The sequence below is a fragment of the Mesorhizobium sp. M0626 genome (genome assembly GCF_040320665.1).
Taxonomy (GTDB): domain Bacteria; phylum Pseudomonadota; class Alphaproteobacteria; order Rhizobiales; family Rhizobiaceae; genus Mesorhizobium.
Genome location: NZ_JAMYQD010000029.1, coordinates 51,771 through 67,457 on the forward strand (window position 1 = coordinate 51,771; position 15,687 = coordinate 67,457).

16 protein-coding genes are annotated in these 15,687 nt (G+C 61.4%); 12 read left to right on the top strand and 4 right to left on the bottom strand.

The features are described from left to right. Nucleotides 1-23 precede the first annotated feature (23 nt). The 3 genes from NKI37_RS28950 to NKI37_RS28960 form a co-directional block, all read right to left on the bottom strand. Complete coding sequence (locus NKI37_RS28950) at nucleotides 24-632, bottom strand: TadE/TadG family type IV pilus assembly protein (RefSeq protein WP_352444009.1); 609 nt, start codon at nucleotides 630-632, stop codon at nucleotides 24-26. A 57-nt stretch (nucleotides 633-689) separates the two neighbouring features. Continuing rightward, nucleotides 690-1,307 carry a TadE/TadG family type IV pilus assembly protein gene (locus NKI37_RS28955; protein ID WP_050587055.1) on the bottom strand — a complete coding sequence of 206 codons (618 nt, stop codon included), beginning with the start codon at nucleotides 1,305-1,307 and terminating at the stop codon, nucleotides 690-692. A gap of 153 nt (nucleotides 1,308-1,460) precedes the next feature. Beyond that, the gene (locus tag NKI37_RS28960) at nucleotides 1,461-1,883 is read right to left on the bottom strand and encodes a pilus assembly protein N-terminal domain-containing protein (protein ID WP_023681988.1); all 423 of its coding nucleotides are present in this window, start codon (nucleotides 1,881-1,883) and stop codon (nucleotides 1,461-1,463) included. A 347-nt stretch (nucleotides 1,884-2,230) separates the two neighbouring features. Between NKI37_RS28960 and NKI37_RS28965 the strand changes: the two genes are divergently transcribed. From NKI37_RS28965 to NKI37_RS29005, 9 genes are all read left to right on the top strand, one after another. Continuing rightward, on the top strand, nucleotides 2,231-2,419 hold the full coding sequence (locus NKI37_RS28965; protein ID WP_023688723.1) for a Flp family type IVb pilin: 189 nt from the start codon (nucleotides 2,231-2,233) through the stop codon (nucleotides 2,417-2,419). Nucleotides 2,420-2,630: 211 nt separating this feature from the next. Further along, nucleotides 2,631-3,149 (top strand): A24 family peptidase, encoded by a 519-nt coding sequence (locus tag NKI37_RS28970; protein ID WP_023688722.1) that lies wholly within the window; start codon nucleotides 2,631-2,633, stop codon nucleotides 3,147-3,149. 205 nt (nucleotides 3,150-3,354) lie between these two features. Then, nucleotides 3,355-4,167 (top strand): Flp pilus assembly protein CpaB, encoded by an 813-nt coding sequence (cpaB, locus tag NKI37_RS28975; RefSeq protein ID WP_023688721.1) that lies wholly within the window; start codon nucleotides 3,355-3,357, stop codon nucleotides 4,165-4,167. Continuing rightward, nucleotides 4,164-5,675 carry a type II and III secretion system protein family protein gene (locus tag NKI37_RS28980; protein ID WP_023692563.1) on the top strand — a complete coding sequence of 504 codons (1,512 nt, stop codon included), beginning with the start codon at nucleotides 4,164-4,166 and terminating at the stop codon, nucleotides 5,673-5,675. Before cpaB ends, NKI37_RS28980 begins: the two co-directional genes overlap by 4 nt. Before the next feature lie 13 nt (nucleotides 5,676-5,688). Next, nucleotides 5,689-6,426, top strand: coding sequence for a CpaD family pilus assembly protein (locus NKI37_RS28985; protein ID WP_023696716.1), 738 nt, complete (start codon nucleotides 5,689-5,691; stop codon nucleotides 6,424-6,426). Between the two features lie 55 nt (nucleotides 6,427-6,481). Next, a complete protein-coding gene (locus NKI37_RS28990) occupies nucleotides 6,482-7,765 on the top strand; it encodes a CpaE/TadZ family protein (protein WP_023726846.1) in 1,284 nt (427 codons plus the stop codon). 86 nt (nucleotides 7,766-7,851) lie between these two features. Next, entirely contained in the window at nucleotides 7,852-9,360 is a 1,509-nt protein-coding gene (locus NKI37_RS28995; RefSeq protein ID WP_023688717.1) for a TadA family conjugal transfer-associated ATPase, read from the top strand. A 155-nt stretch (nucleotides 9,361-9,515) separates the two neighbouring features. Beyond that, nucleotides 9,516-10,529 carry a type II secretion system F family protein gene (locus tag NKI37_RS29000; RefSeq protein WP_023831957.1) on the top strand — a complete coding sequence of 338 codons (1,014 nt, stop codon included), beginning with the start codon at nucleotides 9,516-9,518 and terminating at the stop codon, nucleotides 10,527-10,529. Between the two features lie 40 nt (nucleotides 10,530-10,569). After that, complete coding sequence (locus tag NKI37_RS29005) at nucleotides 10,570-11,586, top strand: type II secretion system F family protein (protein WP_023696714.1); 1,017 nt, start codon at nucleotides 10,570-10,572, stop codon at nucleotides 11,584-11,586. Between the two features lie 113 nt (nucleotides 11,587-11,699). Here NKI37_RS29005 and NKI37_RS29010 read toward each other — a convergent pair whose 3' ends face one another. Next, on the bottom strand, nucleotides 11,700-12,521 hold the full coding sequence (locus NKI37_RS29010; protein WP_023669594.1) for a tetratricopeptide repeat protein: 822 nt from the start codon (nucleotides 12,519-12,521) through the stop codon (nucleotides 11,700-11,702). Between the two features lie 237 nt (nucleotides 12,522-12,758). Between NKI37_RS29010 and NKI37_RS29015 the strand changes: the two genes are divergently transcribed. The 3 genes from NKI37_RS29015 (at nucleotide 12,759) to NKI37_RS29025 (ending at nucleotide 15,430) form a co-directional block, all read left to right on the top strand. Next, nucleotides 12,759-14,120, top strand: coding sequence for a leucyl aminopeptidase family protein (locus tag NKI37_RS29015; RefSeq protein WP_023726845.1), 1,362 nt, complete (start codon nucleotides 12,759-12,761; stop codon nucleotides 14,118-14,120). 69 nt (nucleotides 14,121-14,189) lie between these two features. Then, the gene (locus NKI37_RS29020) at nucleotides 14,190-14,540 is read left to right on the top strand and encodes a MarR family winged helix-turn-helix transcriptional regulator (RefSeq protein WP_023669596.1); all 351 of its coding nucleotides are present in this window, start codon (nucleotides 14,190-14,192) and stop codon (nucleotides 14,538-14,540) included. Nucleotides 14,541-14,569: 29 nt separating this feature from the next. Continuing rightward, entirely contained in the window at nucleotides 14,570-15,430 is an 861-nt protein-coding gene (locus NKI37_RS29025) for a C40 family peptidase (RefSeq protein ID WP_023831958.1), read from the top strand. Nucleotides 15,431-15,687: the final 257 nt, after the last annotated feature.

Sequence of the window (15,687 nt, forward strand, 5' to 3'; positions counted from 1 at the left end):
GGGTCGGATGGGCCAGAGCTGCTTCAGCAATCGCTGCAGGGGATCGACGTGGTCCGGCGCGGCCTGAGATAGTAGGTTTCGCTCATCGTTATCTTGCCTTCGTTGAAGGCCGAGATAAATCCGAGCGGCTTTTCGGAGCCTTCCGACCAGGAGATGATCGGTTGGTATGCTAGAGTGGTTTTGACACGAATGAGGAAAGTCCCCGCAACATTGAGCGTCGCCGGAACGGTGGTGGAAGTTGTCGGGTTGGAGTCGCGGCCAGTCTTCCCATCCAGCACGCTCCAGGACCACGCCACCTTTGCTTGCGGTATCGGATTGTTCGGGTCGGTTCTGATGTCGATTGCCGTAATGGAGATATTGGCGACCGAGCGGTTGTAAGGCTGAAGGCTGGAGTTGCCGATCTTCATGATGTCGGTGAGATCTGCGTTGACCACCGACGTTTGCTGCGTGACGAGGTCGGCAACCATGGAGCTGATGCGGCTGACCTTCTTGCTGGCCTCGATGGCTTGCGAGGCCTCCATCGTAATGAAATACATGATCAGCAAGACAGGCACGATGAGGGCAAACTCGACGGCCGCTATGCCGCGCCGATCGGAAAAAAACCGCGCCGCTCTCTTCCAGCTAACCGACATCCCCGGATGTGCCCCCGCACGAAACATGCACTTTTCCTTTTGCTTACACGTGCAATTTCAGTTGTCGAATGGCTCGTTTTGCCACGTTGTCGTCGCGTAATGCAGAGTCTTGCCGCCATCCATATTCGACATGTATTGAGCCATGAAATCGGTCATGACCGGCCAAGGGTAAAAGACCCGCAGCATGTTCTTTGATTCTGCCGGACCTATTGTAGGGGTCCCGAAAGCCGGGTCCTTGCCTGTATCCGGATCCTTGCCCGTCAGCGTGATGGTCGAGCCGGAAATCGTGAAACCCGCACTGGCTGCCCCGGCAAAGGTCTTGAACGGGCGCAGATCCACCAGCAAACCGGGGCAACCCTTCGCGACAATGATCTCGAGTCTGGCGCAGACCAAGCCCTTCAGCTTCTCTTCCGTCACATCGGCTTGCCTCAACTGGCCAGTACGCAACTGACGGGCGATATCATCGGTGATGTTGGCCATCACCTCCTGTCCGGCAAATGAAACGCAGCTCTCGAGGATGGCGAAGACGAGAGCCGCAAACGGTAGCGCAAGCATCGCGAATTCTATCGCCGTGCTGCCGCGCCGATCACGAAGGAAACGACGGGCAAACGTCACGCGCCCTGCCTTGGCCTTGCAGATCTCGCGTTCTGAATCCTCGTCCAAAACGTCGCCCATATCCCGTTCCTGCGATCCTGATGCGGTACCGTCAGCACCACTATCAAGAACCCATTTAGCTCCGGTTTGAATGACCGTTAAATTCGACCAGGCGACATTAACCGGCCGCTAACCGACGCGGCTTTCCCGAGACAATCGAGCCAACTGAGGCGCTTACTGCCCAGCGCTCATCTCGGCTTCGGACGACTTTTCCGAGTCGCTCTTGTACGAGCTTTCGCAATAGGGCGTGCAGGACATGGTCTGTACCGAGGCGCGCCTGTAGATACGCACGGACGACGCGTCCTGGCGCACCACGGTCACCTGCTCGTCGACGATCGGGCTGCCATCGTGGTCGAGGACAACCAGATTGGTGACGCCGAACCCCTTGCCAGTCAGTACGATCGTCGATGCATCCTGGACGGAGGCGTCGGCAATCGCCGGATTGCCGACGACTATGGTGTCGGCGGGGCGTGTCAGTTTGACGATCTTGGCCTGATTCATCGTCACTTCGATGCCGGCTCCGGCCTTGGCCGGCAGCACAAAAGCCGGGACGGCGAGAAGCGCGACAAGCAGGAATGACGATTTCATGGCAGTCATCAAGGCGCTCCACAGCGGCAAAACTTGTTCAAAGAAACATGAAGGAGATTGGTGAACCAACGGTTAAACCCTTGACCGGCGCCGGGGTATTCGCACCAATCCTGCTGCCAGCTAATGTAACAATGCATCCTGCCGATAGCCGTGAAATTACAGCTCTTCACGGGCAGGCGAGCTACTGTCCAGCGTTTAGTTTACGGTTAACCACGCAAGCTGTTCGAAGCGGGAAAGGAATCGGTAAGGCTGTTTATTAAGCCGATTGAAAGAGCTTCTCCGTAGATTGGCAGCATCCGATCAACCACCACAGAAGTTGACGGAAGTGCTGTAACACGTGGAGTAGGAGCTCTCGAATGTCTAATCTCATCGCACGTTTCGCGAAGGACGAATCCGGCGCGACCGCTATCGAATACGGTCTGATCGCCGCTCTCATCGCGCTTGCCATCATGGTTGGCGCTGGTCAGCTCGGCAATGCCCTGAACGCCAAGTTCACGACCATCGCGGATTGCGTGAAGGATCCGACGAACGCTGCTTGTAAGTAATGATCTAGCATCCTGTTTCGACGGGTAGACTGGAAGGGCCGCCTCGCTGGCGGCCCTTTTGTCTTTTGAAGATCGTTTGGCTTTGGTCTTGCTGCGCCGCTTAGCGCGCTGACATTTCTCGGGATTTGACCCGGATGAGCAGAACTCACCAATCCTTAACCCAAGCCGCCTAACCTGCAGCCATCGTTGCCTTTCCAACCATGAGAGACCGATGCTCAACGCACTGATCTTCGTTGTCTTTCCGTTTTGCATGCTTTTTGCGGCGATCTCCGACGCGCTGTCGATGACAATCTCCAATCGGGTGCCGGTGCTGCTTGTGGCCGTCTTTGCCGTGGTTGCGCCACTGACGGGTATGGACTGGGCAACTTATGGCTGGCATTTCGCCGCCGGCGGCCTGGTGCTGGCCGTGACTTTCGGTCTGTTTGCGCTCGGCGGCATGGGCGGCGGCGATGCCAAGCTTTTGGCAGCCACGTCCATCTGGATGGGGCTCAACATTCACCTTGTCAATTACCTCGTGGCTTCGACGTTCATCGGTGGCCTGCTGACGCTCGCCATTCTCCTCTATCGGAAATCGCCGCTGGCGACCTACACCAGTCACAATCCGGTCCTGCGCCATTTCGCCGACGAGATGAATGGCGTTCCCTATGGCATCGCACTCGGCATTGGCGGGCTGCTGACCTATCCGGATTCGCCCTTGATGGAATGGGCATTGGCAAGGTTGGCGACCTGATGTAGCGAACCTCCTCTGCCCTTCCGGCATCGATCCTGAAAAGAGGCGGCTTGGCCGCCTTTTTCATTTGTCGGAGCATGGTCGTGTGATTATGTAAACCTTGAATTAATCACGATCGTAAGCATTGTATTAACCTTGTTTTGACGATTGCCGCTGCAAAGTCCGGCCTGGCTAGGTGGTTGCCTAAAGGCGAGGGTTCGGACAGATGCCAGCATCCCGACTGATCATTCTGGGCGTGGCGGTGGCCGCGGCGGGTGGTGCAGGTTATGTTGCCAAGAATATGGTGGCGGTCCCGCCCCAGCAGGTCGTCGTCGATGCCCCGCAGGCGCCGGCCATCGCCTTGCAGGATGTGCTCGTGCTTTCCGGCGACGTGCCGATGGGAAGCCCGCTTGAGAACAATCTCAGCTGGGAGTCCTGGCCGTCCGATGGCATCAATGCGAATTTCATCACCCGTGCCGCCGAACCCGAAGCGCGGGAGAAGCTGAAGGGCTCCGTCGCCCGCATGGCGATGTACACCGGTGAGCCGCTGCGGCGCTCCAAGCTGATCGGCGAGGGGCAGAGCTTCATGTCTTCGATCCTGCCCACCGGCATGCGTGCCGTCGCCACCGCGATCTCGGCCGACACGTCGGCAGGCGGCTTTATCCTGCCTAACGATTTTGTCGACGTCATCATGACCCGCAGATCCGACACCGGCAACGCCGGTAGCGGATTCACCACCGAGACCATCCTCAAGAACATCCGCGTCCTGGCGATCGATCAGACCATCCAGGAGGACGAGGAAGGCAAGAAGACCAGGGTCGGACAGACGGCGACGCTGGAGCTGACGCCGCAGCAGGCCGAGATCATCACCGTCGCCCAGCAGATGGCCGATCGCCTGACGCTGGCGCTGCGCTCGATCACCGACAACAAGGAAAAGGGTACCGATGAAGCCGACTACCTCGTTTCCGGCAATGGGCGGCGCGGAACGGTGCGGTTGATCAAATCGGGCGAAGTTTCCGAAGTAGGGGCAAGGAAATGAGGTTAGTCGCTAGACTGCCGGTCACCATGGCTGCGGCCATCGGCCTGCTTTTTCTCGGAGCCCATGCAAGTGGCCTCGTCGACGCCAAGGCCGCCGCAAAGAGCGTCGGGGTCACGGCCTCGACGGCTACGCAACGTGTCAAGCTTGGCCTCAACAAATCGGTGGTCATCGACCTGCCGAGCGACGCCTACGACATCCTGGTCGCCAACCCCGCGGTCGCCGATGCCGTGACCCGTACGGCAAGGCGGATCTATCTGTTCGGCAAGTCGGTGGGCGAAACCAACATCTTCGTCTTCGGTCCCAATGGCGAGCAGATTGCCAGCCTGGATCTGGCCGTTGAACGCGACGTCGCCGGATTGGAAGACTACCTCAAGCGCTTCCTTCCGAATGCCGAGATCAAGGTCGAGTTGCTGAACGACAACGTCGTCCTGACCGGGACGGTGGACACGCCGCTCGACGCCAAGCGCGCCGTCGACCTGGCAACCATCTTCGTGTCCGGCGGTGAAGCGACAACCGGCCAGTATTCGCAGACTGCGGCCGGCGGTTCCGCCAATGGCGGCGTCGACATCGACAATCCGGATGCCGCACGCCGGGTGTCGAAGATCGTCAACCTGCTGCAGATCATCGGCGACGACCAGGTGACGCTGAAAGTGACCGTGGCCGAAGTCAGCCGCTCGGTGATGAAGCAGCTCGGCGTCAACATGGTTGGCAAAGGCAGCTCCAACGGCATCAGCTTCAATGCGACCAGTGACACCTTCCCCGGCCTAGGCAAGCCGTTGTCGAGTTCGGGGGTCAATTTCGCCACCTCGGCTCTGCAGGGCTACATCACTGCGATGGAGCAGTCCGGCGTCATGAAAACGCTGGCCGAGCCTACTTTGACGGCCGTCTCCGGCGAGAAGGCGACCTTCAGGGTCGGCGGCGAGTACAATATGGTCAGCGCCGTTACAAACGCCAAGTCGGACGCCAATCAGAATGCCGACAGGGTTTGGACGGCTCAGAAAATCGAATACGGCATCGGCCTGGAATTTCAGCCTGTGGTGCTGTCGCCCGGTCGCATCAGCCTGAAGGTCAGGACGTCGGTTTCCGAACCGACCACCGAAGGCGCGGTCTCTTTCGGAGACACCAATATCATATCGCTGCGTAAACGTTTGGCCGACACGACCGTGGAACTGCCTTCGGGTGGATCGATGATGATAGCCGGCCTCGTCCGCGACGACGTCAGGCAGGCCGTAAACGGCTTGCCCGGACTGACCAAGATCCCGGTGCTCGGCACGCTGTTCCGCAGCCGCGATTTCGTCCGCAACGAAAGCGAGCTGGTCATCATCATCACGCCCTATCTGGCGCGGCCGGTGGCGCGCAACGACCTGGCCAAGCCGGACGACAATTTCAACGCCGCCGGCGATGGCCCGGCCATGTTCCTTGGCCGCGTCAACCGCGTCTACGGCACCATGCAGACCGACAAGCCCAACGGCCGCTACCACGGCGTTGTCGGCTTCATCTACAAGTAAGCGGGGAGCGGACATGTCTCAGTCAGCATCGAAGGCCATAGCGGTCGCCACGACAGTGCGGTCCGGTGGTGCGCGGATCAGCCGATCGGCAATGCCGATCCTGGCGATCGCGATCGCGGCCTCGCTCGCCGGTTGTGCCAAGCGCGACAGCATCACGGTCGGGGCGATTCCCGATGATTATCGCACCACGCATCCGATCGTGATTGCCGAGAAGAACCAGAAGCTGGACCTCCCGGTCGGCGCCGGCGATCGCGGCATGACCGGCTCGCAGCGCGACACGCTTCTAGGCTTCCTTGACGGCTACGACAGGAGCGCTGCCCCGGCGCTGACGATCGCAACCCCGATCGGCTCGGCCAATGAGGTGGCGGCGACTGCCGCGGCGCGCGATTTCGCCAGGCTGGCGGTTGCCAGCGGCATCAAGCGAAACCGGATCGTGGTGACCTCCTACCAGTCGGTTTCCCCGGAAGCCTCGGCGCCTATCCGCGTTTCCTATATTTCGGTGAGAGCCCAGACCGACAAATGCGGGCGCTGGCCCGAAGACATCCTCGCAACCTCCGAAAACAAGCACTACGCCGATTACGGCTGCTCCTCTCAAAACAACCTCGCCGCGCAACTCGCCAATCCGGCCGATCTGCTCGGGCCAAGAAAGTCGTCCGATATCGACGCCGAGAACCGCGGCGCGGTGATCGACGTCTATCGCGGCAGAGGTATTTCGGACGAGTTCCTCGGCAATTCGGAAGTGACGTATTAGGAGCGCCGGCCCCGCGTAGAGACCGGAAAGAGAAGTCACGGAAAAGAGCATGACGATGAGCAATCTTGCCTACGACACGCCCGGAGACGGCGGCGACAGCTCGCAATCGGATATTGCCGCGATGCAGGCGCTGCGGCCGGTGCCGCGTATTTCGATCCAGGCATTTTGCGAGACGGAAGGTGTCGCGCATCCGGTGGAGCGGGCCGGCGAGGATCGCCGCATGGCCAAGGCGCATCTGAAAGTGCATATGGGCGGCATCGCCACGGCGATCGAATTCTACCAGTCGGCGCCGACGCCGAACCTGATCCTGCTGGAATCGCGCAGCGAACCGAAGCAGTTGCTGGAGCAGCTTGCCCAGCTTTCCGAATATTGCGATCCCTCCTCGAAAGTCGTGGTGATCGGCCACTACAACGATGTCGGTCTTTACCGCGAACTCATCCGCTTCGGTATTTCCGAATATGTCATCGCGCCGGTGTCGATGGCCGATATCGTCTCCGTGGTTTCATCGATCTTCGTCGATCCGGAAGCCGAGCCGATCGGCCGCTCGATCGCCTTCATCGGCGCCAAGGGCGGCGTCGGCTCCTCGACCATCGCCCACAATGTAGCGTGGGCGATGTCATCGCTGTTCAAGTCGGAAGTGGTCGTCGCCGATCTCGACCTGGCTTTCGGGACGGCCAACATAAATTTCGACCAGGACCCTGCGCAAGGCATCGCCGAAGCCGTATTTTCGCCCGAACGAGTTGACGAGGTCTATCTCGACCGTCTGCTTGCCCAGTGCGCCGAACATCTGTCGCTGCTCGCCGCGCCCTCCACCCTCGAACGTGTCTATGATTTCGATCCCGATGCCTTCACGCAACTCATCGACACCGCGCAGCGCAGTGTGCCGCTGCTGGTGCTCGACGTTCCTCATGTCTGGACTGGCTGGACCAAGAACACACTGATCAAGGCTGACGAGATCGTCATCACGGCGACGCCGGAACTGGCCAATCTGCGCAACACCAAGAACCTGGTCGATATGCTGACGCGGCTTCGCCCGAACGATCCGCCGCCGAAACTGATCATCAACCAGGCCGGCGTACCGAAGCGACCCGAGATATCCGCTTCCGACTTCGCCGAACCGCTCAGCCTCACGCCGATGTCGGTCATCGCCTTCGACCCGTTGTTGTTTGGAAATGCCGCCAACAACGGCCGCATGCTGGGCGAGATGGATGCCAGGAGCCCGGTCGTCGGCATGATCAACGAAATCGCGCATGTCCTGACCGGTCGCAGCGAAATCAAGGCCAGGAAGAAGGCAGGCCTTGGCGGCCTGCTCGGCAAGCTCTCGCGTAACAAGAAATGACGCTCCCCTCCAAATCAAGAAGTAGAGCATGATGTCGTCCGAAAACCGCTTCGGCATCATGTTCTGGACGGAATTGGTAGTCGATCATGTTTGGTAAAAGAGGCTCCGACGACGGCGGCCGGTTCACCCCGGAGTTCCGTCAGCCAGCACCGGCGCCAGCGGCGCCGGCCACTGCAACGCCTGCGGACATGGCGGTACTTGCCCGGCCCGCGGCAGCGCCGCCTGGAGCGCCGGGAACCCCGCCAACTCGCCGTGCCGTTGAGGCGCCATCGATGGCGCCGGAGCCGCCAAAAAAGATCCAGCGCGAAAAAAGTGAAACCTACTACGACACCAAGAGCCAGGTCTTCTCCGCGCTCATCGACACCATTGACCTGTCGCAACTCGCCAAGCTCGATCCCGAGAGCGCGCGCGAGGAAATCCGCGACATCGTCAACGACATCATCGCCATCAAAAATTTCGCAATGTCGATCGCCGAGCAGGAAGAGTTGCTCGAGGACATCTGCAACGATGTGCTGGGCTACGGCCCGCTGGAGCCGCTGCTCGCCCGCGACGATATCGCCGACATCATGGTCAACGGCTCCAAGAACGTCTACATCGAAGTCAATGGCAAGGTCGAACAGACCGGCATCCGCTTCCGCGACAATCAGCAGCTGCTCAACATCTGCCAGCGCATCGTCAGCCAGGTTGGCCGCCGCGTCGACGAATCGAGTCCGATCTGCGACGCCCGCCTACCCGACGGCTCCCGCGTCAACGTCATCGCCCCGCCGCTCTCCATCGACGGCACCGCGCTCACCATCCGCAAGTTCAAGAAGGACAAGCTGACGCTCGATCAGCTGGTCAAGTTCGGCGCCATCTCGCCGCAGGGCGCCGAGATCCTCAAGATCATCGGCCGCGTCCGCTGCAACATCGTCATCTCCGGCGGTACCGGCTCTGGCAAGACGACGCTGCTCAACTGCCTGACCAACTATATCGACCGCGAGGAACGCGTCATCACCTGCGAGGACTCGGCCGAGCTGCAACTGCAGCAGCCGCACGTGGTGCGTCTCGAAACCCGCCCGCCCAATCTCGAGGGCGAAGGCGAGGTGACCATGCGCGACCTGGTCAAGAACTGCCTGCGCATGCGGCCCGAACGCATCATCGTCGGCGAAGTGCGCGGACCGGAGGTTTTCGACCTGCTGCAGGCGATGAACACCGGCCATGACGGGTCGATGGGAACGATCCACTCCAACAGCCCGCGCGAATGCCTGAACCGTATCGAATCGATGATCGCCATGGGCGGCTATTCGCTGCCGCAGAAGACCGTGCGTGAAATCGTCGTCGGCTCCATCGATGTCATCATCCAGGCAGCACGCCTTCGCGACGGCTCGCGCCGCATCACCCACATCACCGAGGTGATCGGCATGGAAGGCGACGTCATCATCACGCAGGATATCGTGCTCTACAACATCAAGGGCGAGGACTCGAATGGAAGGCTGCTTGGCGAGCACGTGTCGACCGGCATCGGCCGTCCGCATTTCTGGGATCGCGCCCGCTACTATGGCGAGGAACAGCGCCTCGCCAATGCGCTGGAATCGATGGAGAAACGCGCTGACTGACGCATATCGAGGTTGGAAGCAATTCCAGGAAAAGTGTGAAGCGGTTTTCCCGGGAAAAGCGCGTAGCGCTTTCCCTTGGGGATTGCGTCAAAACAAAGCGATAGCGCATATCGCCGTTTCCTTGAAACGGCGATATGCGCTGGGGACCGAGGTCGATGTTCGGAATTGACACCACCGTAATGGCGTTCATCGTGCTCGCCGGCTTCAGCGCTGGTGCGGTCGCCTATGCCTTCCTGTTCACCAAGATGAGCAACGAGAAGCAGGCCGGCAAGCGGCTCGAGACGATCAAGGCCGCCGAGACCGATCGTTCGGTCGTCAAGGCTTCGCGCGACCGTGTCGCGGAGGCGGTCAAGCGGCGTAAATCTGTCCAGGACACGCTGAAACTGCTCGACGAAAAGCAGAAAACCAACGAACTCGCCGTCAAGAAGCCACCGTTAAAGGCCCAGATTCGTCAGGCCGGCATGCAGGTCTCGATCGAGCGTTTCTATATCTACTCCGTCATTTGCGGCATCGCGCTGACGGTGCTTGCCTATCTCGCCGGCGCGCCGCTTCTGGTCCTGCCGGGCGCGCTGCTGGCGGGGGCGCTCGGCCTGCCGCGCTGGTTCGTCTCGTTTCGCCGCGCGCGCCGGGTCAAGGCGTTCCTCAACGAATTTCCCAACGCCCTCGACATCATCGTGCGCGCCGTCAAATCCGGCCTGCCGCTCAACGACGCCATTCGCCTGATCGCCAGTGAATCGCCGGAGCCGGTCAAGACCGAGTTCCGCCGGATCGTCGATTCACAGCAGATTGGCATGTCCATCCCCGATGCCACCTTGCGCATGGCTGAAACCATGCCGTGCAGCGAGGCAAGCTTCTTCGGCATCGTTATCCAGATCCAGTCACAGGCCGGCGGTAATCTCTCCGAGGCGCTTGGCAACCTGTCGCGCGTGCTTCGCGATCGCAAGAAGATGAAGGCCAAGGTCCAGGCGCTTTCCATGGAAGCCAAGGCGTCGGCCGTCATCATCGGCGCGCTGCCTTTTGTCGTCGCCCTTCTCGTCTATCTGTCGAGCCCGAACTACATCATGCCGCTGTTCACCACCAGCACCGGCAATCTGATCCTCGGCTGTTCCGGCGTCTGGATGTCGATCGGCATTCTGGTGATGCGCAAGATGATGAACTTTGAAGTTTAGGCCGACCTTGGAAAGCTCGAAACGAAAAGACTGAAAACGAATGACCGACCAAGTCGTAAAATCGCTGACCGATCCTGCCTTCCTGATAGCGTTGCTGGTTGGCATTGCGGTGTTCGCGACCGTCTTCACGGTGCTGCCGGCCCTTGGTGGCAATCAGCTCAAGACTCGCATGAGATCGGTGGCGCTGGAGCGTGACGAATTGCGCGCCAAGCAGCGCGCGCGGCTTGCCAATGAAGCCGATCGTCGCCGCAAGGGGCTGCGCGAAGAGCAGTCGATCGGCATGCGCAACATCGTCGACAGGCTGGACCTGCGGCGTGCGTTGGCCGATGAAGGCACGTTGCAGAAGCTCAAGGTGGCGGGCTTTCGTGGCCAGAACCCGCTGACCCGCTTCCTGTTCTTCCGCCTGATCCTGCCTTTTGTCGGTTTCGCGCTGGCAGCGATCTATCTGTTCGTGCTCGGCGGACTGCCTGACCGGCCGGCCTTCGTGAAACTGTTCGTCTGCATCCTTGTCGCCTACGCCGGTTTCTACGCGCCGATCCTTTACGTCAACAATCGTGCCGCCAAGCGCAAGCAGTCGATCCAGGCGGCGTGGCCGGATGCGCTCGACCTGATGCTGATCTGCGTCGAATCGGGCATGTCGGTCGAGGCCGCCTTGCGCAAGGTCTCCGAGGAGATCGGTTCGCAGTCGGTGGCGCTGGCGGAGGAATTCGTGCTGACCAACGCCGAACTCTCTTATCTGCAGGAGCGCAAGCAGGCTTATGAAAACCTCTCGGCTCGTACCGGCCTGGAGTCGGTGAAGTCAGTGTCCCAGGCGCTGGTCCAGGCCGAACGCTACGGCACACCCGTGGCGCACGCATTGCGCGTGCTGGCCTCGGAAAGCCGTGACATGCGCATGAATGCCGCCGAGAAGAAGGCCGCCGCCCTGCCGCCGAAGCTTACCGTGCCGATGATCCTGTTCTTCCTGCCGGTTTTGTTCGCTATCATTCTGGGCCCAGCCGGCATTCAGGTCAGTCAGCGCGGCATCTTCGGCGACCAGCACAATTCCTCAAGCCAGTAGGCCTCGTTGCAGCCATACAAAAGAGCCGCACTGCCAATGCAGTGCGGCTCTTGTTTTCAGCTTTGAGATGTGGACGGATTTTGCGCTGTGCGGAGCCGGCGCCCATGCGGCGCTCAGTTGGTCGCCGGCTTTGCCTTGTCCTGATCCTTGAGCTGACTCCAGGCGTTCTGCTGGGCAAGCATCTGGCGAAGATAGGCTACATTGGCTTGCGCCTGTTCGGGTGAAAGCTCCTGCGACGCGATCTTCTCGGCCTCGTCGAAGCGGCCCTGCAGTCCCACGACCAGCGCAAGGTTCTGGCGCACCCGGCTGTCGGCATTCGGTTGCTGGGCTGCCGAGCGCATATAGGTCTCGGCGGTGCGCAGATCGCCTTCCAGCACATAGGACATACCGAGATTGGAAAGGATCGAGGGTTCGTTCGGCTTTAGGTCCAGCGCTTTGCGGTAGTTCTGGCGCGCTTCATCCTTCTGGCCAAGCTGGTCGAGAATGGCGGCCTCGGCCGACATCAGCCGCCAGTCCGGATATTCCGGCGTCTGCGCCCGGCGCACGGCGTCGAGCGCCGGCTCGAACTGGCCGTTGGCGGCCAGCGCCTTGCCGTAGGCGGCAAGCACGTCGCGATCCTTGGGGTAGGCGATCGCCAGCTTGCGCATCACGGCAAGCGACTGGTCGGCATCGCCGTCCATCTGGAGCGCCGCCGCAAAATTTGTCGCCAGCCGCTTGTCGTTGGGGTTCTTTGCGTAGGATTCGCCCAGCCGCCCGGTCGCCCCGTGCAACTCGCTGGCCGACATGGTTTCCAGCGGTTTGCCGCTGGTGCGCCCGATCGAGCCGGTCGTGAGCTTGCTGGTTCCGCACCCGGCAACACCGGCCGCCAGCGCCATCAGCAGTGCCGTGGTGACCAACCGTTTGCCCGTGACGTTCATCCTGCGGTTGGTGGGCATCGGCACGGGGCTCTCCATTCCTGCGCGTGGCCATTCACGTGGCCATCTTCATCCCCGCAGAAATATTCTGTTAACCCTAACGGACAGTTAAAAAGTGAGCCGTCGGATCGGTGAACGGCCCGCCGGAAGCCTTTGGCCTGGCAGTCCCATGCCGGCCCCTGTGCATAGATGTTGAAATCATCCGACGTCCCTGTCACTTGACTGAGGACGACCTGCAAGCCTCCCGGAGACCATCGAATGCCCGTCGAACTCATCGAGACACTAAACACTGCCCTGCCGGTCCATCTGGTCGCGAGCGATGGACTGGAGGCCTTGGGGCTTTCGCCTTCCATGACCGCATGGGCGGCCGCCAACGGCTTTTCCGGCGAAGCCGGTAGGACGCTCGCCGTCCCCGGCGACAACGGTTCCCTTGCCGGCGCCTTGTTCGGCGTCGGTGATGGCGAGGGCGCGCTGGCGGTCGGCATGCTGGCGAGAGCCTTGCCGGAAGGCGACTGGCATTTTGCCGCCGCTCCAGCCGAGCCGGAACTCGCGGCCATAGCCTTGGTGCTCGGCGGTTACGTCTTCACTCGCTACGGAAAGAAATCAGGCAAGACGCTGCGTTTTGCGCTGCCGCTCGGCGTAGATGCAGGACGCGTCCGGCGCATCGCCGACGGCGTCTTCCTGGCGCGCGACCTCGTCAACACGCCGACCAGCGACATGGGACCGGACGAGTTGGAGAAGGCCGTGCGGACCCTGGCGGCCACTCACAAGGCCGAGGTGTCGGTGATCAAGGGGGATGATCTCCTGAAGCAGAATTTCCCGATGATCCATGCGGTCGGCCGGGCCTCGGTCGGAGCGCCGCGACTGATCGACATGGTTTGGGGACCGGAAGGCGCGCCGAAGGTGACGCTGGTCGGCAAGGGTGTCTGTTTCGACACTGGCGGCCTCGACATCAAACCGTCGTCGGGCATGCTCTTGATGAAGAAGGATATGGGCGGCGCCGCCAATGTGCTGGGCCTGGCCTCGATGATCATGGCTGCCGGGCTGAAGATCCGGCTGCGCGTCCTGATCCCGGCGGTCGAGAATTCGATTGCCGGCAACGCTTTCCGGCCTGGAGATGTACTGACCAGCCGCAAGGGCATTACCGTCGAGATCGGCAACACCGACGCCGAAGGGCGGCTGGTGCTGGCCGATGCGCTGGCGCTGGCCGATGACGAGGAGCCGGAACTGCTGATCGACATGGCGACGCTGACCGGGGCAGCGCGTGTCGCGCTCGGTCCCGATCTGCCGCCTTTCTACACTGGCGACGAAGCGCTGGCGTCCGAACTGGCTGCGGCCTCGGTGGCCGTCGAGGATCCGTTGTGGCGCATGCCGTTGTGGCGGCCCTATGACGCCAGGCTGGCGTCGAAGATCGCCGACATCAACAACGTCACCACGGACGGTTTCGCCGGCTCGGTCACCGCGGCGCTGTTCCTCAAGCGCTTTGTCGAACGGACAACGGGCTGGGCGCATTTCGACATCTTCGCCTGGAACCCGTCCGATCGCCCCTACGGACCCGCCGGCGGCGAGGCGCAAGGCATCCGTGCACTGGAGCGGGTCATTTCGAGGCGCTATGCCTAGGGTCGTGAGCAAAGCACACTGCCTCTAAACTGAAACGGAACCGAAACAATTTTCCGTCATGCTCGCGCGATGTCGATTTCGATGCGTCCGAGCCAGGCGATGCGACTATGGCAGCAGGTGATGTTGTCGCAGGTGCGCGCCGGCGCGCCAGATCTCACCATGCGCCAGACGGCGATCCTGTTCACCATCTATCTCGACCCGCCGCCGCACACGGTGCGCGGCCTGGCAGCCCGCCTCAATGTCACCAAGCCGGTCATCACCCGCGCCCTCGACACTATGGGTGCGCTGAAACTGGTGTCACGCCATCGCGACGAGCTCGACAAGCGCAATGTGCTGATCCGGCGCACGGTCGAAGGCGCGCTCTTTGTCGAGCGCTTCGGGGATGGTATCGTTGCCAGGGCCCACGAACTGCCCATCTGATCAATCGCTGAATTAGAACGAGTACCGATTTGACTGCCAGGGATGCCCGCCTCCACGCCTTCCGTTCCGACCTCGCCGATGCAAGGCTGAAAGGGAAGGTTTCGGCCGATCGCTTCGTCACCGGCCGTCCGGCTCGGATCACAGCCTCCGTGGCTGACCTGCGCAAGGCACCGCGCCCGGATGCCGGCGTCAACACGCAGGTACTGTTCGGCGACGATGTGCTTGTCTTCGAGGAAGCCGAGGGATGGGCCTGGGTCCAGGCCGAACGCGACGGCTATGTCGGCTACGTCGGCGCCACCATGCTGGGCGCACGCGAGCATGCGCCAACCCACATCGTCACGGCGCCGCGCACCTTCCTCTATCCTGGCCCGGATCTGCGCTTCCCGATCAGCGGCCAATTGTCAATGGGCTCGACGGTGACGGTAACCGGCGCTGCCGAAACGCGCGGCACGCACTATGCGCTGTTGCCTTCCGGCGAGGCGCTGATCGCCGGCCATGTGCGCCCCGTCAGCGATATCGCCGCCGACTATGTCTCGGTCGCCGAGATGTTTATCGGCACGCCCTATCTCTGGGGCGGCACCTCCGGCTTCGGCATCGACTGTTCTGGCCTCGTGCAACTGGCCATGCGCATGGCCGGCCGCAATGTGCTTCGAGATTCCGACATGCAGGCGGCAGGCCTCGGCGAGCCGCTCGATCCGGGATCCGATTATGCCGGGCTAAAACGCGGTGACCTCGTGTTCTGGAAGGGGCATGTCGCCGTTATGACCGACGCCGAGACCATGATCCACGCCAACGGCCACACCATGCTGGTCTCGCGCGAAGGGCTGAAGGATGCGGTTGATCGGATTGGGTATCTCTATGGCGGGCCGACTGGGTTTCGGCGGCCTTAGCGCCTCTTCCTTCGCCCCGTTCACGGCATAGGCGCTAAGATAGGTATTGCCTTGCGGAATCGGGTGTGATTCTACGCTGCGATGACACACGAATCGCTTGTTGATGACGGCTGGGCCGAGACGATTGAGCTTCTGGGCGGCGAAGAGTTGATCGCAGGAAGTGCCCGCGAGACGAAGGCGTTCCTGCGCCCGCGCGGCGTCAGGTCGGCGAGCGACCTGTTGCGCCTGACACTGGCTTACTGCCTTGGCAAGGTTGG

Coding starts and splice junctions, on each gene's coding strand:
- NKI37_RS28950 (WP_352444009.1), bottom strand. CDS start 632: ATGTCGGTTAGCTGGAAGAGAGCGGCGCGGTTTTTTTCCGATCGGCGC.
- NKI37_RS28955 (WP_050587055.1), bottom strand. CDS start 1,307: ATGGGCGACGTTTTGGACGAGGATTCAGAACGCGAGATCTGCAAGGCC.
- NKI37_RS28960 (WP_023681988.1), bottom strand. CDS start 1,883: ATGACTGCCATGAAATCGTCATTCCTGCTTGTCGCGCTTCTCGCCGTC.
- NKI37_RS28965 (WP_023688723.1), top strand. CDS start 2,231: ATGTCTAATCTCATCGCACGTTTCGCGAAGGACGAATCCGGCGCGACC.
- NKI37_RS28970 (WP_023688722.1), top strand. CDS start 2,631: ATGCTCAACGCACTGATCTTCGTTGTCTTTCCGTTTTGCATGCTTTTT.
- cpaB (WP_023688721.1), top strand. CDS start 3,355: ATGCCAGCATCCCGACTGATCATTCTGGGCGTGGCGGTGGCCGCGGCG.
- NKI37_RS28980 (WP_023692563.1), top strand. CDS start 4,164: ATGAGGTTAGTCGCTAGACTGCCGGTCACCATGGCTGCGGCCATCGGC.
- NKI37_RS28985 (WP_023696716.1), top strand. CDS start 5,689: ATGTCTCAGTCAGCATCGAAGGCCATAGCGGTCGCCACGACAGTGCGG.
- NKI37_RS28990 (WP_023726846.1), top strand. CDS start 6,482: ATGAGCAATCTTGCCTACGACACGCCCGGAGACGGCGGCGACAGCTCG.
- NKI37_RS28995 (WP_023688717.1), top strand. CDS start 7,852: ATGTTTGGTAAAAGAGGCTCCGACGACGGCGGCCGGTTCACCCCGGAG.
- NKI37_RS29000 (WP_023831957.1), top strand. CDS start 9,516: ATGTTCGGAATTGACACCACCGTAATGGCGTTCATCGTGCTCGCCGGC.
- NKI37_RS29005 (WP_023696714.1), top strand. CDS start 10,570: ATGACCGACCAAGTCGTAAAATCGCTGACCGATCCTGCCTTCCTGATA.
- NKI37_RS29010 (WP_023669594.1), bottom strand. CDS start 12,521: ATGCCCACCAACCGCAGGATGAACGTCACGGGCAAACGGTTGGTCACC.
- NKI37_RS29015 (WP_023726845.1), top strand. CDS start 12,759: ATGCCCGTCGAACTCATCGAGACACTAAACACTGCCCTGCCGGTCCAT.
- NKI37_RS29020 (WP_023669596.1), top strand. CDS start 14,190: ATGTCGATTTCGATGCGTCCGAGCCAGGCGATGCGACTATGGCAGCAG.